Here is a 22,384-nt window from a genome sequence, read left to right as displayed (position 1 = left end):
TATAAATCTGGTTTTTTTTTTTTTTTTTTTTTTTTTTTTTTTTTCTCTCTCTCTCGATAGTTTTCTATGGGGTGTTGTAATTTTTTATAAAAAAAATAAAATACCACCCTGAAAAATATAGGGGTGTGTCTAAAAAAAATATATTTTTGTAATCGAATAATATAAATCTACATCCTTTATGTCATCATTACGTTTTCGATCATTAGCAAATGCTGCCAATCGTCAAGCCGTTCCGATTGTAGTGAATGAGAAATTGTCATCATTATTCAATCAACATGTTTTTTCGGTCGATACAATGCGAGAGTATTTGCCAAAACCCGTTTATATCGAAATTATTTCTGCACAAGAAAAGGGAACAAAAATTTCTCGCGATAGTGCAGACTTTGTTGCGTCGGCAATGAAAGAATGGGCAATGTCGAAAGGCGTTACGCATTTTACCCATTGGTTTCAACCTCTTACAGGGACTACTGCCGAAAAGCATGATTCTTTTTTCAGGCCAATAGAAAACGGAAAAGCGATTGAAACATTTGACGGATCGTTGTTGGTGCAACAAGAACCCGATGCTTCCTCGTTTCCGAACGGCGGTATTCGCAACACTTTCGAGGCACGGGGTTATACAGCTTGGGACCCCACTTCTACAGCTTTTATTATCGGTACTACCCTTTTTATCCCTTCTGTTTTTATTTCTTATACAGGCGAAACCTTAGACTATAAAGTTCCGTTGCTAAGAGCCCTTCAGGCGGTAGACGAAGCCGCAACAGAGGTGGCTCGCTATTTCGACAAAAATGTAAACAAAGTTTCTTCTACACTTGGCTGGGAACAAGAATATTTCTTAATCGATCTCAATTTGTACAATTCGAGACCAGATTTGCTAATGACAGGTCGTACTCTTTTTGGGCATTCGCCTGCCAAAGGGCAACAGTTAGACGATCATTATTTTGGAGCAATCCCAATGCGTGTAATGGCTTATATGCAAGAATTGGAAATCGAATGTATGAAGCTAGGAATTCCGATTACAACGCGACATAATGAGGTGGCTCCAAACCAATTCGAATGTGCTCCCATGTTCGAAGAAACCAATCAAGCGGTAGATCACAATTCGTTGTTGATGGATTTGATGGGAAGAATTGCTAAAAAACACAATTTCAAAGTCTTGTTGCACGAGAAACCGTTTGCAGGCGTAAATGGTTCAGGTAAACACAACAACTGGTCTTTGTCTACCGATACAGGCGAAAACCTATTGTCGCCAGGAAAAAATCCGAAGAAAAATCTACAATTCCTCACTTTTTTTGTCAATACTATAAAAGCAGTAAGTACCTATGGCGATATGTTGCGTTCGGCAATTGCAGAGGCAGGCAACGACCATCGTTTGGGTGCTAATGAAGCACCACCAGCTATTATTTCGATATTTATAGGATCGCAATTGACGGCTGTTTTGGATGAGTTGGAGAAAGTAACAAAAGGTAAATTGTCGCCAGAAGAAAAAACAGACCTTAAACTGAATGTGGTAGGAAAAATTCCAGAAATCTTATTAGACAATACCGATCGCAATAGAACTTCGCCTTTTGCTTTTACAGGAAACAAATTCGAAATTCGCGCCGTGGGTTCTTCGGCAAATTGTGGCGAGCCTATGACGGTGATCAATACTATTGTTGCTAAGCAATTACGAGATTTCAAAAAAGAGGTTGATAAATTGATCGATGGTGGATTGAGCAAAGATGAAGCCATCTTCAACGTGTTGCGCGAATATATCAAATCTTCTCGAAATGTCTTGTTCGAAGGTGATGGATACTCAGAAGATTGGGTAAGAGAGGCAAAAAAACGAGGCTTGAACAATTATAAATCGACTCCAGAAGCGTTGAAATCTGAGTTGAAGAAAGAATTTATAGCTGTATACGAAGAAGTCGGAGTGCTCAACGAACGCGAAGTGCATGCCCGCAACGAAATCAAATTAGAGAAATATTCGACCAAAATCAAAATCGAAGCAAATGTATTGGCAGATTTGTCTTTGAGCCATATCATTCCGGCAGCAGTGACTTATCAAAACGTTTTGATAAAAAATGTAAAAGGGTTGAAAGATATTTTCGGCGAAGAAGAATTTGTAAAATTGGCAAAAGATCAAATGGATTTGATTAGATTGATTTCTGATCACATCAATGCGGTAAAAACAAACGCTGATATCTTGGTAAAAGAATCTGGAAAGGCTTCTGAAATCTCAGATGTACAAAAACAAGCCGAAGCGTTTGCTACAAAAGTGAAACCGCTGTTCGAGATAATTCGTTATCATGCCGATGAGTTGGAAGAACTGATTGATAATAATCTCTGGCCGTTGACCAAATACCGCGAAATGTTGTTCACAAGGTAATAAAGTAAGGCTGTGCCAAATGCTCAGTTGGGCGAGTTTAGTATTCCTATGCTCGGTGTGACAACAAAGCAGTATGGGACAGCCTTTTTTCTATGCTAACAAAATTTTTCTCCTTTGCTCAGCTTCAAGTCATTCACATAAGTTTTGATGTCCTGGTCGTTTTTCTTCGGGCAAATCAAAAGTCCTTCTCTGGTATCCACCACAATAAAATCTTCTAATCCGTCGATGATCATCGCTTTTTTGGTGGTGTTGTAGATGATGCATCCTTTTGTATTATAGGCTTGTATGTGTTTTCCTTTGGTGATATTCGAGATTTCATTAGGTTTTCCATATTCGTACAGCGAATTCCAAGTGCCCAAATCAGTCCAATCAAAATTAGAAGGCACAACATACACCTTGTCAGACTTTTCTAGAATCGCCACGTCTATAGATACTTTTGCTAGGGTAGAGTAGAGAGATTTCAAGACCACTTCATTGTTGGTTCCGCTCTCGAAATATTTGTTTAGGATTCTGTACATATTGGGCAAATATTCCTGAAAAGCGCCTAAAATAGCGTCTACACTCCAAATGAATATTCCGGCATTCCACAAGAATTCGCCATTTTTCACAAGGGTTTCTGCGATTTCTAGGCTAGGTTTTTCGGTAAACGATTTCACTTTTGCCAATTGTTCGCCTCCCAAATGGTTGTATTGGATATAGCCGTAGCCTGTTTCTGGTCGCGTAGGTTTTATACCAAGCGTAATCAATTTTTCATTATCGCATTGTTCAAAAGCATATTGCACTTGCTCTACAAAAACCTCTTCGTTCAAAATCAAATGATCCGAAGGCGCTACAATAATCTTTGCCGACGGGTTGATGCGTTTGATAATCAACGATGCCAAAAGATTACAAGCCGCAGTGTTTATCGCTTGTGGCTCTCTTATGATATTCAACGGATGCAGTTCTGATAATTGTTCCATCGTAATATCGACATAATTTTGTGAGGTCACGACAAAAATATTCTCTAGCGGCACGATTTTTTTTAATCGGTCAAAAGTCATTTGTATAAAGGTGCGACCCGTTCCTAAAATATCATGAAATTGTTTTGGTTTTTTGGTGGTACTCAGTGGCCAAAATCGCGTTCCAATACCACCTGCCATGATGATGGCATATTGATTATTGTTTCTCATTCGTTAAGTTAACTAAAGCTAATCCGTTGATTAAATATCGTCTACCTGTCTCTTTCTCTGTACAAAGATACCGTATTTTTCTTTTATCCCCTTTCACGAACGCTCTCTTCCCTATAAAAAAGCAAGCTCCCCTTGGCAAACTCTCTAGGTATAATGCTTGGTAATCTTTGTAGATGAGGTATTTGGCGATGTGCGGATCAGCCGTTACACTTGCTTTGGGATTCTGGGCATGATTCAGGATTGTGGGTTTCAAATCATCGGCATAGACCTCGAAAGAGGAGCGCAACAAATCTCCGAAAATAGACTTCCATTCTTTGCCATGCGGCAGAATGCGTTGGTTTTTATACAATTCATATGTTTTCAGATGCGCAAATTCATGAGTCAGAACAAAGAAAAAAGCCTCTGGATCTAAATTTCCGTTTACCGAAATCGCATGCTGAAGTCCAATTTTCTTGTAGTCACCCAATTTGGTTTTACGATCCTTCGTTATACGCAGCTTGATGCTATATGGTCTAAACCATTCTTCTACAAACTGGATTGAATTTTGTGGGATATATTGTATGATTTTACTGTTTTTCACAAAGCATTAATCCAAATAATTCATATTAAATAGTATTTTTGCAGAGATGAAAATGTTAGAAAATATAGGGAGATACGCTCTGCTGATGACAAAGGTATTTCAAAAACCTATAAAATTTAAATATTTCTGGAAGTTAATCGTTCGCGAAATCATGGACCTCGGGATGAGTTCGCTAGGAATTGTAACCTTTATTTCGACTTTCATGGGTGCGGTGGTAGCGATACAAATGGCTCAGAACTTTAGAGGTTCAGAAATTCCGGTTCCAGATTCTTATATTGGGTATGCAACCAAAGTTGTTTTGATTCTCGAATTCTCACCTACCATTGTCTCGCTTATCTTGGCGGGTAAAGTAGGGTCGTATATCGCTTCGAGTATCGGAACCATGCGCGTTACCGAGCAGATAGACGCATTAGATGTAATGGGAATAAATTCGCCAAATTATCTCATCCTACCCAAAATTATCGCCTGTGTTTTCTTTTTTCCTTTACTCATTGCAATCAGTATCGGATTCGGAATACTTGGCGGACACCTCATTGGTGTGACAACCAAGATGTGGGCATCGGCCGATTTTGCCGAAGGACTACAAATGGCTATGGCACCAAAAATGTACGTTTATACGTTTTTCAAAACCATGGTCTTTGCCTTTGTAATCGCTACAGTTCCTTCGTTTTACGGTTATTTCGTGAAGGGTGGATCGTTAGAAGTTGGGCGTTCGAGCACAACAGCCGTGGTTTGGACCTCGGTATCCATCATCATCATCAATTTAATCCTAACCCAAACAATTTTGAGCTAATGATCGAGGTAATAAATGTCAAAAAATCTTTTGATGATATCGAAGTGTTGAAAGGACTGACACTCAATTTCGAGCAGGGCAAAACCAACCTGATTATCGGGCAGAGTGGTTCTGGGAAAACCGTTTTTCTGAAATGTCTTATAGGATTGTTGACCCCAACTTCGGGCGAAATTTTGTTCGATGGCGAAAATATTATTGACTACGATTTTAAGCAACGTCAACAATTAAGATCAGAAATTGGCGTTGTATTCCAAGGAAGTGCATTGTTCGATTCTATGAATATTCTAGAAAACGTACGATTTCCGTTGGAGATGTTCTCAAATTTATCGTCTAGAGAAGCCGACGAGCGCGCAAGAAAAATGCTAGATCGGGTAGAAATAGCAAAAGAAGCATTGGTGAAATTTCCGTCAGAAATTTCTGGAGGGATGCAAAAAAGAGTTGCCATCGCACGAGCAATGGTAAACAATCCAAAATATCTGTTTGCCGACGAGCCCAACTCGGGATTGGATCCCAAAACAGCGCTGGTGATCGATAAATTGATTTACGATATCACACAAGAATACGATACAACCACGGTGGTCAATACCCACGATATGAATTCGGTAATGGAAATCGGCGATAAAATTATTTTTCTTAAAAAAGGATATCTAGAATGGGAAGGTACAAAGGATGAAATTTTGACTGCAGACAACGAATCGGTCATAGATTTTGTTTATTCTTCGGAACTATTCACCAAATTGAGGAATGCATTACTAAGAGAAAAAAACATATAACCATGAAAAAAATCTTTTTAACCGCTTTGATGGCGATCGGTGTTAACTTCGCCTCGGCACAGAATTTAGAATTCGGAGTAAAAGCAGGAGCAGTGTTCAATGCCGACAGCGGCGAAACAGTTTGGAACAATGCCGGAAACATTTTCAAATCAAAAGGAGAAGGACGTACAGGCTTTCAAGCAGGAGTCTTGATGCGAGCAAATTTGGCTGGCATTTATGTACAACCAGAATTGTTGTATACCCAATTCGAGAACGAATACGAAACACAAGGCATCAACTACACGGTAGGTAAAAAACGCATCGATATACCTGTTGCCGTAGGTAAAAAATTCTTAGGATTATCCCATGTACAAGCAGGTCCAACTTTTTCGTATTATTTCGAAGACGATATCAGCTTCAACCAATTGACCAATGCAAAGCAAGACCAGTTCAACGTGGGAATGCATATTGGTGTAGGTGCGGAAGTGTCTAAATTCTTGTTCGATCTACGATACGAATTTGGTTTTGGCAAAGTTTCGTCAGAATGGATTCACGACAATTCTAATTATAAAACAGAGTACGCTCCAAAATTGTTGAATCTATCGGTGGCTTATCTTTTCTAAGGCATTGTAATTCATCAAAAATAATATTGCAAATAATCAAATAGAAACTTATTTTTGCAATCGCTTTAATTCATTAGCATGTCGAAGAAAAATAAAAAACAAGAATTCGAAACAGAAGAATTTGTAGAGAAACTAGATCGTACCGCCTTCAACGTTGAAAATTTTGTAGAGAAAAATTCAAAAGTTTTGGGCATCGTCATAGGCGCTATAGTATTGGTTGCTTTGGGGTATTTTGCATACCTGAAATTGGTAGTAGAACCAAAGTCGGATTTGGCGCTATCAGAAATGGTGACAGCCGAGCGACTTTTCGACCAAGATTCTATCGCAAAAGCACTCAACGGCAGCGAAGGGAGCTATCTAGGTCTACAACAAATTGTTGATGAATATGGCAATACAGATGCAGGTAATTTGGCAAAACTAAAAGCAGGAGTGGCTTATTACAAATTAGGCGACTATACCAATGCAATCAAAATGTTCGAAGATTTCGATACAGATGATGCGGTGCTGAAAGCCCAAAAATTCGGAATGATTGGGAATGCTTTGGTGCAATCGGGTAAAGTAGAAGACGGCTTACCGTATTATGTGAAAGCTGCAAAAGCCTCAGAAGTTGCTGTAATCGAGCAGATGTATTACACTAAAGCAGGTCATATCGCCATGAGCCTTGGTAAAAACGACGAAGCATTGAAATATTTTCAAACCATCGCCGACAAATATCCTAGCGCCAATAATGACGAAGCAGAAAAATTTGTAGAACGTTTGAAATATGCTACAGAGCAATAATAGTAGCATTAGAAAAATAGTAAAGTCGGAATTATCATCGTTCCGACTTTTTTTATGCTCATAGAAACCCGTATTTTTACTCAAAATTTTGCAAAATGGCAACAGAAAACAAAAACCTATCCCAATACGATAAAACCCAATTGCCCTCTGGCAAAGGAAAGAAATTTGCAATCATTACCTCACAATGGAACAATCACATTACCTATAACCTACGAGATGGCGCCAAGGACACCTTGCTCGATTTAGGAGTGGCAGAAAAAGATATTCTCCTGAAAGAAGTTCCGGGTAGTTTCGAACTCATCTATGGTGCGGATAAAGTCGCAACGAAAAACCAAAACTTAGACGGAATCATTGTTGTTGGCTGTGTGATTCGTGGTGCAACGGCTCATTTTGACTATGTTTGCCAAGGTGTAACACAGGGGATAAAAGACCTCAACATCAAACACGCCATGCCCATTATTTTCTGTGTACTCACCGACGAAAACGAACAACAATCCATCGACAGATCTGGAGGAAAACACGGTAACAAAGGTGTCGAAGCTGGTGTTGCCGCTATCATGATGAGTGATTTTAAATCAAAATTATAAAAAACGTTTTAGGAGTTAAATGAATTCAAAAAATAGACATTCATATTTTTCAGAAACGCATCAACTCAACTACAGTCAGACCTATCCCAATCGTTCGCTCAAATATCCAGAATTGACCAATTTGCTTCAAAATGCTGCAGCAAATCATACCGATTTTGCCAAGCTAGGCTTTGATGACCTACAACAGCACGATCAGGCTTGGGTAATGAGTCGTTTCCGAATCGAAATCGAAGAAATGCCGCAACTCAATGATGAGATTGTCATCGACACTTGGGTAGAAGTTTTGCGTGGACCAAAGTCTATCCGTAATTTTACCGTAACACGCCAAGGCAAAAAACTAGTAGGCGCTTCGAGTTTGTGGGCGGTTTTCAATACCAAAAAACGAAGACCAGAGGCTTTGGCAATCGATTCGTCTTCCATAGAGCGATACCCAACATTGCACGCCACAAAGCAAGAAAATGCTAAAATCGACTTCGACCATATTCCGTTTGAATTTCTAGCTTCTCATCGCGTAATGTTATCGGATTTAGACGTGGTAAATCATGTGAACAATATAAAATATTTCGAGTGGTGTTTGAATTATTTAGCAGTTGATTTTGTTTTGAATCGTCCTTTTAAGGTCATCGAAATGAATTTCTTACGAGAATTGGCAAACGATACGCTCGTGACGATTTACCGTTTCGAAGAATCGGATCGCATTCATTTCAAAATTGCAGATGAATCCACGACCTATTTTGTTGCACGCGTAGAATATTAATATTTTTGACGACGCCATATACCAAATTTTGAATTCACACGTTTATTAACCAGCTTTAATACATTGTACATGCGTAAAATCTATCATTTTTTGATGCTTTTTCTCCTTTACCATTCAGCTGCTATGGCACAAGATGGGACACGTGTGTACGAGTTTCTCAATATTACAACCTCTGCAAGACAAGCCGCTTTGGGAGGGAATGCCCAGACGTCTTGGGATGCCGACCCTAATATGTCGTTGTGGAATCCAGCCCTAATGAATACCGACATGCATGGGCAAGTCGGGATCAATTATGTTTCCTATATTGCCGATGTGAATTTTGCTACTTTTTCTACCGTTTATCAGCTCTCAGATTATGACTATGTTTCGTTGCATGGGCAATATGTAGATTACGGAAAATTGATAGGAGCAGATGATTTTGGAAATTTAACAGGAGATTTCAAAGCGAATGATGCAGCCATAATATTGGGATATGGAAGAGAAATAAGCGATTTTTTTTCGGTCGGAGCCAATGTAAAATACATCAACTCTCGAATAGAAAGTTATACCTCCTCGGCTGTGGCAGCCGATGTAGGCATTTCTTATCACAATTTCGATGATCGTATCAATGTTTCATTGGTGGCAAGAAATATCGGAAGCCAGATTAAAACCTATGACGGTAAAACCGAAAAAATGCCTTTGCAGATTAATTTGGGGGTAACGCATCGCCTAGAGCATGTCCCGATAGAATTGAATATGACGTTGCACGATCTTCAGAAATTCAATATCTCCAAACCATATAATGCCAACGGACAAGAAGTTTCGAATGGTCGAAAAATCATCGATCACGTATCTTTGGGTGTCGAATTGTTTCCAGAACAAGGATTTAATTTGCGATTGGGCTACAATTTCAAAAGAGGAAACGACTTAGCGGTAGAAGACCTTCGGTCGTTTTCTGGGCTCACCTATGGTTTTGGTATTCGGGTAAATGCCTTCCGATTCGAGTATGCTCATGCCAATTACCATAAATCGGGCGGTGCCAACCACTTTGGTTTGGTGGTCAATCTAGACCGATTGATTCAGGGGCGCGATTATTGGCGTAGCAATCCTTGGTTGTAAATGTGAAGAGATTTATTATTTTTGTTTTCAACTTCGTGATAGAATGAAACACAATTTAATCATTGCCATCGACGGATTCTCCTCAACAGGCAAAAGCTCTTTGTCCAAAATCATAGCTCAGAAACTCCATTATACCCATATCGATAGCGGAGCCATGTATCGTGCAGTAACGTGGTACGCCATAGAGCATCATTTGTTTGATGATTTCGGAAATGTGTTGCTCGACGAGTTGAGCAAACAAATCCATTCGATACAAATCGAATTCAGACGAAATCCCGAAACGCATAAGAATGAAACGTTTGTAAACGGACAAAGGGTAGAAGCCGAAATTCGTTCGATGCAAGTTTCCAACAAGGTAAGTGCAATTGCAGCGCTGAAGGTCGTTCGCGATTATTGCGTTTTTTTGCAAAGAGCAATAGCAAAAAATGGTGGAATAGTCATGGATGGGCGAGATATCGGTACGGTTGTTTTCCCAGATGCCGATTATAAATTTTTCATCACGGCTTCTCCAGAAGTTCGAGCAAAACGCCGATTTTTAGAATATCAGCAATCTGGACGAACTGTTGATTACGACGAGGTTCTTGCTAATGTTGTAGAACGCGATCGGATAGATTCTACTCGTGAAATAGCGCCAGTAAAACCCGCAGAAGATGCGATAATTATCGACAATTCGGAGCTGAATTTAGACGAAACGGTAGAAAAAGTGATGAGCTTTTTGGTTTGATTTAATAGGATTAAAAATATCATTAAAAATCCGTCCTTGTCGACGGATTTTTTGGTTTTTGATGCTTTTTACAGATTCTAAAATCCATCTATAGCTGGGTTTGGAGGGCGATTGTTTTCGGGCGATCTAGATTTACCGCCAAACTGATTCAGGTTCAGACTTACCGAAAACATCACAAAACGAGTGAGTATCGTGTTTCGCTCATCGGTAATCGCTTCGTCGGTAATGCTTCTGGTATAGCTGTTGTTCTGATTCAGAATATCGTAAACCTTTACACCTGCTTCCAGTTTATCATCCAAAAATCTATACATCAACTGTGTATTCCATAAAAAGAAATCACGTTTGAATCCGGCTGCCATTCGCGAGTTGTTGCTGTAGGTAAAATTGTTGGTCCAAACAAGATTTTTAGGCCAAGAGGTTATGGTTCTCAATCCAAAATTATGATTGAGGTTGTGGCTTCTATCCAACACATTGTTGATGTAGTCACTTGCTGCGTATCGCATCTGGTAACTCGGCGATAGGCTGAGGTAATCACCATAATCCCAATTGAGTCTTATGCTTGGCCCAATGCTGCTGATGTATGCCTGTGCCAACTCGTTCGACACGTAGCTTTGTTGGCGTGCGTAGCTTGCGTTGAGTCCGATATTTGCGCGGAATTTGTGAATGCCTTTGGTCAATTGTTTATTCCAATTCAAAAAACCATTCAAACGGTAATTTCCACTACTATTCTCGTAGGTCGTGTAGCGCACAAAGTTTTCGTCATAGGTGGTCATATTGATGATGCCCGATTCCTCGTAATTATAACCCAACGAAGCATTGAAACCTTGACGAGTTTTGCGATCGAAATTAGAATAAAAAAAATTCACATTATGGCTGCGAGTCGTATCTAGATTGAGGTTACCTCTTACAATATTCAGTGTGCTCGACAAATCTTCGAAAGCCAACAATTGGGTGGTAGAAGCCAAACCTGTATTGTAACGATAGCTTAGGCTGTAAGTATTGTTGCCATTTTTGTAGCGAAAATTTGATTCAATGGCGGGTGAAATCTTCTCTTTATTCACTTCGTAATCGCGACTTCTGTACGACCCGAAACTGTTTTGATGATAGATGTTCGTGCCGAGTCGAATGTTCACCATCCATGCAGTTTTGTTCAGGGTGAATTGGGTATAAGGATTCCAACGCGAAAAGGTGGTTTCGTACAAACGAGAAAGCTCGTCGTTATAATCATCATAACTATTGTTGATGGCGTCGAAATCCCAGGTTTTATTTTGGTTCGAATCGATGTTGCGATTCCAAATGGTACCCAACGCAAGCTGTATCGAATCTGACAGTGCGAAATTATAATTCAAGTCCATCGTATAAGAACTTGTTTTGCAAAAATTGCGTTGATAATTGTTACGAATATCGATACTGTCTAAATAATTCGTCGTTTCATTCGTAAAAAGATCAGCATCAGCATCGTTGTAACTAAAGTCGAAATTGAAATTCAGATAGGTATTATTCTTGAATTTCTGATACAAGGTCAACTGATTTCTGAAGCTGTTGTTTAGGCTTTCGTTAGAAGTTTCACCCGCGCATTCGTTGCGAAATTCTCCGCTGTTGGTCGTGGTAATGTCTTCGTAACTACGATGGGCAGTGGATTTGGTCTGACTAAAATTGGGGTTGAAAAAATCTTCGTATTGTTTTTCTCCCATTCCAAAGTCGCCGACGCCGTATGGCTGTCAGACTTGTTTGCCGATTGGGTGTTGGACTCACTAATGAAAGGACGGTCGGGCAAAAGATTTTCAACCCGTTGATATTGGTCGTTATCTGTCTTCGATTGATCGAAACGATAATCCACGCCAATTTTGGTTTGGTCGTTGAGTTTGTCGTTATAATTCAATCCAACCGAAGTGTTGGTTGTGACACCACTAGAACCACGCCTGCCCATTCCGCCTCGTCCTCTAGAACCCGTACCCGATGGGAGTTCGGTAGACGCAATATCGGTCGACGAGGCGATGAGGTTGATTTTGCGATTAGCTTTGAAATAATTGAGCAAGGCATTTAATTCATGATGATCTTCGGTGCCATAACCAGCGGTAATTTTTGCCATATACCCTTGTTTTTTATCTTCTTTCAAGGTGATGTTTAGCGTAGAATTGTCCGACCGGCTTCGTTGCCCAGCGAAACGTTCTTGTTGCGTTTTGTAATCCGAAACCTGTACTTTTTTGATGATGTCTGCGGGCAGATTTTCCAGCGCAACTTTTCCATCTCGACCAAAAAATGGTTCGCCATCAATCAAAACTTCGTTTACTTCTTTGCCGTTTACGGTGATTGTGCCATCGTCATCCAGCTCAAATCCAGGCAACTCACGCAGCAGGTTTTCTAAGTTTGCGTTAGGCTTTACTTTGTATGCCTCTGCATTGAATTCAAGGGTGTCTTGTTTTACAACAATCGCCGATGCATCGGCAGTAATGACCACTTCTTGCAAATCATAAACCATCGGGTTGTTGGTAATTTTACCAAAATCGATGGACTCATCTAGGCGTTCGAAAGATTGGATATAATCACCCTCAAAAGCGTCTTGCACAAGCAAATATACAGCCTTGTTCTGCGGTTCTATTTTCAATGTAAATTCACCTTTTTCGTTGGTAGAAGTTTGCGCAATGAGGGTAGAATCACTCGCATTTGCAAGGTTCACTTCCGAATCGTACAGCGGAAAATAATGGGCGTCTTGCACAATGCCCTTCAACATAATTTTTTCTTGAGCATGCAAACAAAAACCAAGGAGCAAGCATAGAAAAATGATTATTTTTCTCATAAGTGGATTATAAGTTTCTAAAATGTAGCTGTGTATTAGACGAAAAAAAGAACCGATGGTTTAAATCATAAACTGATTTTCTGCCAGTATTTGGTATTCAATTGATGCAGGTTTGCTTTTTGGGTCGTTCGGATGAAACCAGCATAAACCTTAGATTTTACCGTATCTTGCTTGGTTGTAGGGCAATCTAAACAAGTCGTTTTTCGCAAAACAATTCGTTCGTTTTGGTTCAATTTCGATTGGAATAAGGTCTGATGATACTCTTGTTTTTGCAACCAAAATGGGCAAGTTTGGATAGAAAAAAAACCATAAAGAATAAACGGAATAAAACCCAAAATGATACCGCCAACAAATTTTAGAATATTAGAAAACTCCCATTTTTTATCCAAATTGATTTGCAAAAGCAAAAGAATGTAAATGGCTACACCAGCCAAGAAAACCAAAACATTCGGAAATAATTGTTTCAAGTTTTGATTGGCAAAATCAAACGGGAAAGTATCGCCGACCAAAAAATAAAGCAGGAACCATGCAATGAAAACAAAGCAAAGAATCGTGATTATTTTTTTCAAGGTGGTATGGTTTCGAAACATAGATTAGAAAATCAGAGCAAATATAACAAGTTTTCGGTAAGTCATCAAGTTGATTGATCTATTCCTTAGATATCAAAAAAACCTCATTGGTTGATGAGGTTTTTTAGAAAAGGGATTATTTTTTATTCATCAATTTACTCAACACTTCAATCGCAGATTCTGCAAGGTTAGTCCCTGGTCCGAAGATCGATTGGGCGCCATGCTCGAACAAGAAGTCGTAATCTTGTCTTGGGATTACCCCTCCAACTACGATAAAGATGTCTTCTCTTCCCAAAGATTTCAATTCTTTCACCACTTCGGGTACCAAGGTTTTGTGACCTGCCGCAAGTGAAGAGATTCCTAAAACGTGCACATCGTTCTCTACGGCTTGTTTTGCCACTTCTTTTGGGGTTTGAAATAGAGGCGCAATATCGACATCGAATCCCATATCGGCATAGGAGGTAGCGACTACTTTTGCTCCTCTGTCGTGTCCGTCTTGTCCCATTTTGGCTACCATTAGACGAGGTCTTCTACCTTCTTCTTCGGCAAATTTATCTGCCAATTTTCGAGCTTCTTCAAAGCTATTCATACTTCCTGCTCCCATAGCGTATACACCTTGTATTCCTCTAGTTTCGGCTTTGTGACGACCAAATTCGACTTCCAAAGCATCTGAAATTTCACCCAATGTAGCGCGTTTTCTTGCAGCTTCTATTGCTAAAGCTAATAAGTTTTCACTTCCGTCTTTGGCTGCATTGGTGAGTCTTGCTAAAATTTCTTCTACCGCTGCTTGATCACGCGTTTGTTTTATTTGGTTCAGACGGTCTATTTGTTTGGTTCTCACCGTTGTATTGTCGACTTCCAAAATTTCGAATTCGTCTTGTTTCAATTGCGAACGGTAAGCGTTTACGCCAATGATTGCATTTTCACCAGAGTCGATTTTGGCTTGTTTTTTGGCGGCATCTTCTTCTATTCGCATTTTAGGGATTCCAGATTCGATAGCCTTCGTCATGCCTCCCAATTCTTTTACCTCTTGGATGTAGCCCCATGCCTGATTTGCCATTTCGTTGGTCAAAGCTTCAATCATAAAGCTTCCGCCCATTGGGTCTGCTGTGCGGCAAATTTGCGTTTCTTCTTGCAAGATGATTTGGGTGTTGCGTGCGATTCGGGCCGAAAAATCTGTTGGCAGTGCTATAGCCTCGTCTAATGCATTGGTGTGCAACGATTGTGTGCCACCAAGTGCAGCGGCCAGTGCTTCGATTGCAGTACGCCCAATATTGTTGTAGGGTTCTTGTTCGGTCAAGCTCCATCCAGATGTCTGACAATGCGTACGCAGCATCAACGATTTTGGATTTTGAGGTTCGAATTCTTGCATCAGTTTTGCCCAAAGCATACGGGCTGCACGCATTTTGGCGATTTCTTGGGTGAAATTCATTCCGATCGCCCAAAAGAACGAAAGCCTCGGGGCAAAATCATCCACCTTCAAGCCTGCTTCTATTCCAGTTTTTACATATTCATATCCGTCGGCTAAGGTATAAGCCATTTCTAAAACTGGTGTTGCGCCAGCTTCTTGCATATGGTAGCCCGAAATCGATATCGAATTGAATCGTGGGATGTGTTGTGAAGTGTATTCGAAGATATCCGCTATTATTTTCATCGATGGGGTCGGAGGATAGATGTAGGTATTACGCACCATGAACTCCTTCAAAATATCGTTCTGTATCGTTCCAGATAATTGCGCTTGCGCTACTCCTTGCTCTTCGGCAGCGACGATATAAAATGCTAAAATCGGCAATACTGCACCGTTCATGGTCATGGATACCGATATTTTGTCTAATGGAATTTCATTGAACAAAATTTTCATATCTTCTACACTGTCAATTGCCACGCCAGCTTTCCCTACATCCCCCACAACACGCTCATGATCCGAGTCGTAGCCTCGGTGAGTAGCCAAGTCAAAAGCAACCGAGAGTCCTTTCTGCCCAGCGGCTAAATTCCGTTTGTAAAAGGCATTAGATTCCTCTGCAGTTGAGAAACCTGCATATTGGCGAATTGTCCATGGTTGTCGAACGTACATGGTGGTGTATGGACCTCGTAAGAAGGGAGCGACGCCGGGTAAAAAATCAATCTGCCTGAGGTCTTTCACATCTTCGTAGGTGTAGACATCTTGTACTTGTACACTATCCAACTCTATAGGGTTGATCGAATGATTGGTGAAATTCAATTTTCGATCGAAATATAAGTCCGAAAAATCTGTTCGTTGATTCATTTGACTAAGGTAAAAAAAAGACGCCTAATTTTAGGCGTCTTCACTATGAAAAAAGTATAGACTTAATAACTAATATCAATCAATGAGCTAATCGGGATGAATACTCCGTTCTTGATTTGGATGTAATTATCGGTAACATTCCAAACGGTAGTTTCGATTTTTTTAGGTCCTTCATCTGTCTGAAAGGTGATGTAAGACTTGGATTTGAACTCGTTACCCAATCGCATTGCACCTTGCAATTTTTCTTTCACTACATGTCTTTCTTCCACAGGAGCATCAAGTAATTTGTAGTTGATGACTTCCTCTTTTTCTATTAACTCTGCTTTCATCGTTCTATGTTTTTTCCAACTCTAATGTACTACTATTTTTTATTCTATTTCAAATTCTTAACCAAATATTGTTTAGAATAAAAAAAATCGACCAAAATCTTCCCGTCTAAAATGTGTAAATTTGCAAAATGGAGAACAACGAACAATTCAAATCGGGATTTGTCAACATCATTGGTAATCCGAACGTAGGGAAATCTACCCTCATGAATCTTTTGATGAAAGAACGTTTGGTAATTGCCACGCACAAGGCACAAACCACGCGGCATCGCATAAAAGGAATTTTAACAGGCGACGATTATCAGATTGTTTTTTCAGACACGCCTGGGGTTTTGGATCCTGCATACGAGCTACAATCCAAGATGATGGATTCGGTAAAAGAATCGCTGGTAGATGCTGATATCCTATTGTATGTGGTAGAAATTGGAGAGAAACGATTGAAAAATGAAGAGATTTTCGAACGTTTGACCAAAACCAAACGCCCTGTAATTGTGTTGCTGAACAAAGTTGATTTGGTCACCGAAGAGAAATTGAACGAAGCGGTGGAGCATTGGCACGAACTGTTGCCAAAAGCCGAGATTTTACCGATTTCGGCCAAAGAAAACTTCAACGTGGATTTGTTGCTCAAAAAGATAAAAGATTTGTTGCCCGTCGGACCAATGTACTATCCCGAAGATCAATTGACAGATCGCTCCGAACGTTTTATTGTAAACGAAGTGATTCGCGAAAAAATCTTGTTGCATTACGATAAAGAAATTCCGTACGCCGTAGAAGTGGTCACCGAGCGCTTCAAAGAAGAAATGACCATGATCTATATCGAAACCGATATTTATGTCGAACGCGATTCGCAAAAAGGAATCCTCATTGGGCATAAAGGCGAGGCATTATCTCGGGTAGGAAAAGAAGCACGAGAGGATTTGGAAAAGTTTTTCGAAAAAAAAATCTTCCTGAAATTATTTGTAAAAGTGCGCAAAGATTGGCGTAAAAAAGATCAAGATCTGAAACGTTTTGGATATTAAAGTCAAAAAATATAAAATATTCGACCGAAGTTTTTCTTCGGTTTTTTTGTAAATGCAAGTTTCTTCGGATTTATTTCTCAATTTTATTACCTTTAAACAAGCTTTAAAATACCATCGACATGAAAAAAATATTATTTCCGACAGATTTCTCTGAGACTGCTAATACAGCCTTTTTGTACGCTCTGAATTTGGCAAAAGTCTACGATGCCGATATCGATGTTTTGCATGCGACATCTAAACTGAAAATTGATATTGAGGAAGCCGAACGAACAAAATTTGACGATTACCTCAATTACCTCGAACAGTTGCGCGATCAAGAAAATGAAAATTTCGAAATTCAAATTACCGGGCACATCGTTACTGGAGATTTGCTCATCACCATACAAGAGTTGAGCGAAAAAAATGATTACATCTACATCGTAATGGGGACAGATGGTGAAAATTCTGTAGACGATAAAATATTAGGAACCACTACCTTGAATGTAGCAAACCTCAATACTATTCCCGTATTGGCAGTACCCAATCATGTGAAATTCAAGACCCATAAACGATTAGGTTTCGCAAGTCGATTGCTCGAAAAAGAATATCCAATACTCGAGAAGCTGGTTGCTTTGGCACAACGACAAAACTATCCGTTGGAGGTGGTTCACATCACAAAATCGGGAATATTGAATACGGCAGAAGAAACAAATAAAAACGTTTGGGAAAAACAATTCGACGAAGAAAGCCTAGAAATTACCATTTTATACCATAAAGATATTGACGAAGGTATTGCGCAATTTGTAGAAACCAAACGCCTCGATATCCTCTGCGTCGTTCATCGCGAAATGAGTAATATACAACGGCTATTCAAACTCAATCACAGCAAAAGATTACTCAAAACCCTTAAAATTCCGATCTTAATCTATCCCGAATTGACTGAATAATTCCTTGCAAAGCTAGAAATGGCTGAGTATTTGTGAAAAATTTTGTAAAAACGAGATATGACCGAAGCAGAAAAAAAAGCGCAACTCAAAAAGCACAAAGCCCTCGCCACAGGCTTGTTTATCTTGATGGCGGTTGTCTATGTGTTGATGGTCTATTGGAGCCAAACTTCCGCTGCAAAATGGATTGGCTACGTAGAAGCCTTTTCCGAAGCTGCCATGGTAGGAGCCTTGGCCGATTGGTTTGCGGTAACTGCCTTGTTTCGCTATCCAATGGGACTGAAAATTCCGCATACCAACCTCATCGAGAAAAGCAAAAACGCTATCGGCGAAAACTTAGGATCTTTTGTCAAAGATAATTTTTTGACGGCTCAGACCATTCGCCCCTATATCGAAAAGTTGGACGTGGTGAGCATCGCAAATAATTGGTTGGCGAAACCAGCGAATCAGGAATTGCTAGAAGAAGAATCGATGAAATTTGTAGAAAAAATCATTCGAGATCTGAACGATGACGAGGTAGTCAACTTTATCAGTTCTAAAGGAATAGAGGTGCTCAAGCAATTCGATCTTCAGAATTTAGCGGCTTCAGGACTCGGTTATTTAGTAGAAAAAAATAAACACACCGATTTATTGAATGCGATTTTGCCGAAAGCGAAAGAATTCATGCTGAAAAGTGATGTTTTGATAAAAGACAAATTGGATGAGAAGCATCCGATCATCTCCATTTTTGCGGGCAAAAAAATTTCGAAAGGCGTGGTAGACGGTTTGGTGAGTTTTATAGAAGATGTAGAAAAGGACGAAAAACATCAGCTACGCGAGCAGTTGGAAAACATCATTCTCGAAACGGCAGATAAAATCAAAACTTCTGCAGAATGGCAAGAAAAATTGGCGACCATGCGCGATGAATTTATCACCCCAGATCGAGTAGACGGGTATGCAAAGGATTTGTGGTTGGCATTGAAAGATAATTTTCAACAAGGTTTTGAGCAAAACGATTCGGCTTTGAGGCGTTATGTTCGAAAAAATATTCAAAACTTAGCCCAGAATTTAGCTGAAAATGAATCGTTGCAATTGCGTCTCAACGGATGGATTCGCCTTTTTATCTATCGGATGATTTTGCGCAATGTGGGAGAAGTCGAAAACTTGATAAGCAATACCGTTGGCAATTGGTCTGGTCGAGATTTGAGCAATAAACTTGAGCTCGAAGTGGGGAAAGATTTGCAATACATTCGCGTCAATGGTACGCTGGTTGGTGGTTTGGTCGGGTTGCTGATTTATACCCTTACACAATTACTTTTTTATGCATAAAAAAGCCTGTCGACGAAAGTCGACAGGCACCAACTAAATATAAAACCTATGAAAAAACTCATTATTTCGTTCTGAAAACCAGTTTATTTTCACCTTCTTTTTCATCAAAATAATCGATCAATACAGCATCATTATCTTGAATATTTCCTTTCAGAATTTCTTTCGATAATTCATTCAGAATGTCTTGTTGTATTACGCGTTTCAGTGGACGTGCACCAAACTGAGGATCGTATCCTTTGTGTGCCAAATATGCTGTTGCTTCTGGCGTGATGTCGAGGGTAATGTCTCGTTGAGCCAATTTTTTGGCAACATCTTTCAGGTACAAGCCGACAATACCGTTGATTTGGTTTTCGCTCAGTGGTCTGAAGAGGATGATTTCATCGATACGATTCAAGAATTCTGGTCTGAAGTTTTGCTTCAATTCTTCGAAAACTTCTTGTTTGGTTTCGTCGTAAACGCTTTGCAAGTTTTCTTCGTTGATGTTGGCAAATTTCTCCAAAATGGTGTGCGCTCCAAAGTTAGAGGTCATGATGATGATCGTATTTTTGAAGTTTACATATCGTCCTTTATTATCGGTCAATCGTCCGTCATCCAGCACTTGTAGCAATACATTGAACACGTCTGGATGCGCTTTCTCGATCTCGTCTAGCAAAATCACCGAATATGGTCTTCTGCGTACGGCTTCGGTCAATTGTCCGCCTTCATCGTACCCTACATAGCCCGGAGGCGCTCCGACTAATCGCGACACTGAATGTCTTTCTTGGTATTCCGACATGTCGATGCGGGTCATTGCGTTTTCGTCGTCGAACAAATATTCGGCCAATGCTTTTGCCAATTCTGTTTTACCAACTCCAGTAGAACCCAAGAACAAGAACGAACCTATTGGTTTGCCTTCGTCGCTCAAGCCTGCGCGAGAGCGTCGTATTGCGTCTGCAACAGCGGTAATGGCTTCTTCTTGCCCTAGAACTCGTTGGTGCAATTCTTCTTCGAGGTTCAATAATTTTTCTCGTTCAGATTGCATCATTTTTTGTGCAGGAACGCCAGTCCATCTCGACACCACTTCGGCAATATCGTCTGCATCTACAAACTCTTTTACCAATTTGTTGTGTTGGTTTTCTTCTAGTTTGGCTTCTGCTTGGGTCAAGGCATTTTTTGCATTCACCAAGTCTTCGAATTCTAGTTTAGATGCTTTGGCGTAATCGTATTCACGTTTTGCTCGTTCGATTTCGAATTTGATGTTTTCTATCGATTTTCTCAAATCCTGTACTTCGTCGGCTTTATCTTTTTCGTCTTGCCATTTGGCATTCAGCTGGTTGCGTTCTTCTTGTAGGTTAGACAATTCCTCTTTCAGCAGGTTCAGTTTCTTTTCGTCATCTTCTCTTTTTATGGCTTCGATTTCGATTTCCAATTGTACAATTTTACGATCGAGTTTGTCTAATTCTTCTGGTTTCGAATTCATTTCCATTCTAAGTTTAGAAGCGGCTTCGTCCATCAAATCGATGGCTTTATCTGGTAAGAATCGATCGGTAATGTAACGGTTAGAAAGCTTTACGGCTGCAATTATAGCCTCGTCTTTGATTCCTATTTTGTGATGTTGTTCGTATTTATCTTTGATGCCGCGCAAGATGGAGATTGCCGATTCTTCGTCTGGTTCGTTTACCATGACAATCTGGAAACGACGTTCCAACGCTTTGTCTTTCTCGAAATATTTCTGATATTCGTTGAGTGTTGTTGCACCAATTGCGCGTAGCTCGCCTCTTGCCAAAGCAGGTTTCAAGATGTTTGCGGCGTCCATAGCGCCTTCACCTCCGCCAGCGCCAACAAGGGTGTGAATCTCGTCGATGAACAAAATGATTTCGCCGTCAGATGAGGTAACTTCTTTCACTACGGCTTTCAAGCGTTCTTCAAATTCGCCTTTGTATTTGGCTCCAGCAACCAAGGCTCCCATGTCGAGCGAAAAAATCAATTTGTCTAGCAGGTTTTCTGGCACATCGCCACTGATGATTCGGTGGGCAATACCTTCTGCAATTGCCGTTTTACCAACACCTGGCTCACCAATGAGGATGGGGTTGTTTTTGGTTCTACGCGACAAGATTTGCAACACTCGGCGTATCTCTTCGTCTCGACCAATGACAGGGTCCAGTTTCCCTTCTCTCGCCAATTCGGTTAAATTTTTTGCGTATTTGCTGAGCGAATTGTAAGTACTCTCTGCGTTTTCTGATGTGATGCGTTCTCCTTTTCTCAATTCTAATGCGATTTTTTTACTGTTAGTTAATGTTAATCCTTGGTTTTTTAAAATTTGGCTTGTTGTTGATGTATCTTCCAAAATAGCGAAGAAAATATGTTCGATGCTGATGAAGTCATCTTGCATTTCTTTTGCCATTTTTTGAGCGTTGATCAGGATCTGATTTGCCTGATTGGATAAATGATTACCTTGTACACCTTCTACTCTCGGAAATTTTTTGATCTCGTTTTCGAGTTGCTCTTTGATGTAAGCCATATTTCCGTTTTGTTTTTCGATGATGTACGAAATTACATTTTCATCAACTTCCAAAATTCCGCTCAATAGGTGAGCAGGTTCTATGGCTTGGTTGTGATGCCTAGCAGCAAGTTGTTGGGCTTGCTGTATGGCTTCTCGCGATTTTATAGTAAATTGATTGAAATCCATGTTGATTTGTTTTTTTTGTTTGATGGATTAAAAGCAAAACCAATTCCAAATATTGAATCACGACAAAATGTCACGGTCTAATTTTTATTTTTTTTTTAGTTTTATAATATCTTTAATACTAAGGGTTTGAGTCAAGTCAAAATGTCATGGATTGAGGTTCGGCTTTATTTAATTGTTCCTAAAAATTCATTTTACGCCCCTAAAGTTGCGATGAAAAAGCGATAATCGAGAACCTAAATTGTTTATTTATTTTTAAAACATTTTTCATCCAAAAAAA

20 protein-coding genes are annotated in these 22,384 nt (G+C 39.9%); 12 read left to right on the top strand and 8 right to left on the bottom strand.

Annotated features, from left to right (window positions below; all coding sequences use genetic code 11):
• The first annotated feature begins 178 nt into the window (after positions 1–178).
• A complete protein-coding gene (locus tag BN8061_RS02685; protein ID WP_068596262.1) occupies positions 179–2,365 on the top strand; it encodes a glutamine synthetase III family protein in 2,187 nt (728 codons plus the stop codon).
• A gap of 95 nt (positions 2,366–2,460) precedes the next feature.
• Here BN8061_RS02685 and BN8061_RS02680 read toward each other — a convergent pair whose 3' ends face one another.
• Both BN8061_RS02680 and BN8061_RS02675 read right to left on the bottom strand, forming a co-directional pair.
• Positions 2,461–3,534, bottom strand: a complete 1,074-nt coding sequence (locus BN8061_RS02680) for a mannose-1-phosphate guanylyltransferase (RefSeq protein ID WP_068596260.1) — start codon at positions 3,532–3,534, stop codon at positions 2,461–2,463.
• Positions 3,521–4,114, bottom strand: a complete 594-nt coding sequence (locus tag BN8061_RS02675) for a SprT family zinc-dependent metalloprotease (protein WP_068596258.1) — start codon at positions 4,112–4,114, stop codon at positions 3,521–3,523. Before BN8061_RS02675 ends, BN8061_RS02680 begins: the two co-directional genes overlap by 14 nt.
• 46 nt (positions 4,115–4,160) lie before the next feature.
• Here BN8061_RS02675 and BN8061_RS02670 point away from each other — a divergent pair, with 46 nt between their 5' ends.
• From BN8061_RS02670 to cmk, 8 genes are all read left to right on the top strand, one after another.
• Complete coding sequence (locus BN8061_RS02670) at positions 4,161–4,907, top strand: MlaE family ABC transporter permease (RefSeq protein WP_068596257.1); 747 nt, start codon at positions 4,161–4,163, stop codon at positions 4,905–4,907.
• Positions 4,907–5,680, top strand: a complete 774-nt coding sequence (locus tag BN8061_RS02665; RefSeq protein WP_068596255.1) for an ABC transporter ATP-binding protein — start codon at positions 4,907–4,909, stop codon at positions 5,678–5,680. Before BN8061_RS02670 ends, BN8061_RS02665 begins: the two co-directional genes overlap by 1 nt.
• Before the next feature lie 2 nt (positions 5,681–5,682).
• Positions 5,683–6,282, top strand: a complete 600-nt coding sequence (locus BN8061_RS02660) for an outer membrane beta-barrel protein (RefSeq protein WP_068596253.1) — start codon at positions 5,683–5,685, stop codon at positions 6,280–6,282.
• A 78-nt stretch (positions 6,283–6,360) separates the two neighbouring features.
• Positions 6,361–7,062: a tetratricopeptide repeat protein gene (locus BN8061_RS02655; RefSeq protein ID WP_068596251.1), complete on the top strand. Its 702-nt coding sequence runs from the start codon at positions 6,361–6,363 to the stop codon at positions 7,060–7,062.
• Between the two features lie 95 nt (positions 7,063–7,157).
• On the top strand, positions 7,158–7,649 hold the full coding sequence (ribH, locus tag BN8061_RS02650) for a 6,7-dimethyl-8-ribityllumazine synthase (protein ID WP_068596249.1): 492 nt from the start codon (positions 7,158–7,160) through the stop codon (positions 7,647–7,649).
• Positions 7,650–7,668: 19 nt separating this feature from the next.
• The gene (locus BN8061_RS02645) at positions 7,669–8,406 is read left to right on the top strand and encodes an acyl-[acyl-carrier-protein] thioesterase (RefSeq protein WP_068596246.1); all 738 of its coding nucleotides are present in this window, start codon (positions 7,669–7,671) and stop codon (positions 8,404–8,406) included.
• 69 nt (positions 8,407–8,475) lie between these two features.
• Positions 8,476–9,504 (top strand): type IX secretion system protein PorQ, encoded by a 1,029-nt coding sequence (gene porQ / locus BN8061_RS02640; protein ID WP_068596244.1) that lies wholly within the window; start codon positions 8,476–8,478, stop codon positions 9,502–9,504.
• Between the two features lie 43 nt (positions 9,505–9,547).
• Entirely contained in the window at positions 9,548–10,228 is a 681-nt protein-coding gene (gene cmk, locus BN8061_RS02635) for a (d)CMP kinase (RefSeq protein ID WP_068596242.1), read from the top strand.
• Positions 10,229–10,305: 77 nt separating this feature from the next.
• Here cmk and BN8061_RS02630 read toward each other — a convergent pair whose 3' ends face one another.
• The 5 genes from BN8061_RS02630 to BN8061_RS02610 all read right to left on the bottom strand — a co-directional run bounded on the left by BN8061_RS02630 (position 10,306) and on the right by BN8061_RS02610 (position 16,192).
• Entirely contained in the window at positions 10,306–11,748 is a 1,443-nt protein-coding gene (locus tag BN8061_RS02630) for an outer membrane beta-barrel protein (RefSeq protein WP_235802702.1), read from the bottom strand.
• Positions 11,749–11,774: 26 nt separating this feature from the next.
• Entirely contained in the window at positions 11,775–12,962 is a 1,188-nt protein-coding gene (locus BN8061_RS12120; protein WP_068596238.1) for a TonB-dependent receptor, read from the bottom strand.
• Between the two features lie 131 nt (positions 12,963–13,093).
• Positions 13,094–13,597, bottom strand: coding sequence for a hypothetical protein (locus BN8061_RS02620; RefSeq protein WP_154662237.1), 504 nt, complete (start codon positions 13,595–13,597; stop codon positions 13,094–13,096).
• 136 nt (positions 13,598–13,733) lie between these two features.
• A complete protein-coding gene (gene scpA, locus BN8061_RS02615; protein WP_068596234.1) occupies positions 13,734–15,863 on the bottom strand; it encodes a methylmalonyl-CoA mutase in 2,130 nt (709 codons plus the stop codon).
• A 62-nt stretch (positions 15,864–15,925) separates the two neighbouring features.
• Positions 15,926–16,192 (bottom strand): hypothetical protein, encoded by a 267-nt coding sequence (locus BN8061_RS02610; protein ID WP_068596232.1) that lies wholly within the window; start codon positions 16,190–16,192, stop codon positions 15,926–15,928.
• A gap of 128 nt (positions 16,193–16,320) precedes the next feature.
• Here BN8061_RS02610 and era point away from each other — a divergent pair, with 128 nt between their 5' ends.
• The 3 genes from era to BN8061_RS02595 all read left to right on the top strand — a co-directional run bounded on the left by era (position 16,321) and on the right by BN8061_RS02595 (position 19,439).
• Positions 16,321–17,208, top strand: a complete 888-nt coding sequence (era, locus tag BN8061_RS02605) for a GTPase Era (RefSeq protein ID WP_068596230.1) — start codon at positions 16,321–16,323, stop codon at positions 17,206–17,208.
• Positions 17,209–17,327: 119 nt separating this feature from the next.
• Positions 17,328–18,134 (top strand): universal stress protein, encoded by an 807-nt coding sequence (locus tag BN8061_RS02600; RefSeq protein ID WP_068596228.1) that lies wholly within the window; start codon positions 17,328–17,330, stop codon positions 18,132–18,134.
• A gap of 57 nt (positions 18,135–18,191) precedes the next feature.
• Positions 18,192–19,439, top strand: coding sequence for a DUF445 domain-containing protein (locus tag BN8061_RS02595; protein ID WP_068596227.1), 1,248 nt, complete (start codon positions 18,192–18,194; stop codon positions 19,437–19,439).
• A 61-nt stretch (positions 19,440–19,500) separates the two neighbouring features.
• On the opposite strand, the gene clpB is transcribed toward BN8061_RS02595, so the two are convergent.
• Positions 19,501–22,107: an ATP-dependent chaperone ClpB gene (gene clpB, locus BN8061_RS02590; RefSeq protein ID WP_068596225.1), complete on the bottom strand. Its 2,607-nt coding sequence runs from the start codon at positions 22,105–22,107 to the stop codon at positions 19,501–19,503.
• Between the last annotated feature and the right edge of the window lie 277 nt (positions 22,108–22,384).

Origin of the sequence: Vaginella massiliensis (assembly GCF_900089075.1) — a bacterium.
Classification (GTDB): Bacteria; Bacteroidota; Bacteroidia; order Flavobacteriales; family Weeksellaceae; genus Weeksella; species Weeksella massiliensis_A.
Note: the sequence above shows the minus strand (reverse complement) of the source record. Positions and strands in the feature narration are given on the sequence as shown.

Bases quoted from the DNA above. Each gene is read 5' to 3' on its own strand.
- BN8061_RS02685 (WP_068596262.1), top strand. From the start codon at position 179: ATGTCATCATTACGTTTTCGATCATTAGCAAATGCTGCCAATCGTCAA.
- BN8061_RS02680 (WP_068596260.1), bottom strand. From the start codon at position 3,534: ATGAGAAACAATAATCAATATGCCATCATCATGGCAGGTGGTATTGGA.
- BN8061_RS02670 (WP_068596257.1), top strand. From the start codon at position 4,161: ATGAAAATGTTAGAAAATATAGGGAGATACGCTCTGCTGATGACAAAG.
- BN8061_RS02665 (WP_068596255.1), top strand. From the start codon at position 4,907: ATGATCGAGGTAATAAATGTCAAAAAATCTTTTGATGATATCGAAGTG.
- BN8061_RS02660 (WP_068596253.1), top strand. From the start codon at position 5,683: ATGAAAAAAATCTTTTTAACCGCTTTGATGGCGATCGGTGTTAACTTC.
- BN8061_RS02655 (WP_068596251.1), top strand. From the start codon at position 6,361: ATGTCGAAGAAAAATAAAAAACAAGAATTCGAAACAGAAGAATTTGTA.
- ribH (WP_068596249.1), top strand. From the start codon at position 7,158: ATGGCAACAGAAAACAAAAACCTATCCCAATACGATAAAACCCAATTG.
- BN8061_RS02645 (WP_068596246.1), top strand. From the start codon at position 7,669: ATGAATTCAAAAAATAGACATTCATATTTTTCAGAAACGCATCAACTC.
- porQ (WP_068596244.1), top strand. From the start codon at position 8,476: ATGCGTAAAATCTATCATTTTTTGATGCTTTTTCTCCTTTACCATTCA.
- cmk (WP_068596242.1), top strand. From the start codon at position 9,548: ATGAAACACAATTTAATCATTGCCATCGACGGATTCTCCTCAACAGGC.
- BN8061_RS12120 (WP_068596238.1), bottom strand. From the start codon at position 12,962: ATGTTGAAGGGCATTGTGCAAGACGCCCATTATTTTCCGCTGTACGAT.
- scpA (WP_068596234.1), bottom strand. From the start codon at position 15,863: ATGAATCAACGAACAGATTTTTCGGACTTATATTTCGATCGAAAATTG.
- BN8061_RS02610 (WP_068596232.1), bottom strand. From the start codon at position 16,192: ATGAAAGCAGAGTTAATAGAAAAAGAGGAAGTCATCAACTACAAATTA.
- era (WP_068596230.1), top strand. From the start codon at position 16,321: ATGGAGAACAACGAACAATTCAAATCGGGATTTGTCAACATCATTGGT.
- BN8061_RS02600 (WP_068596228.1), top strand. From the start codon at position 17,328: ATGAAAAAAATATTATTTCCGACAGATTTCTCTGAGACTGCTAATACA.
- BN8061_RS02595 (WP_068596227.1), top strand. From the start codon at position 18,192: ATGACCGAAGCAGAAAAAAAAGCGCAACTCAAAAAGCACAAAGCCCTC.
- clpB (WP_068596225.1), bottom strand. From the start codon at position 22,107: ATGGATTTCAATCAATTTACTATAAAATCGCGAGAAGCCATACAGCAA.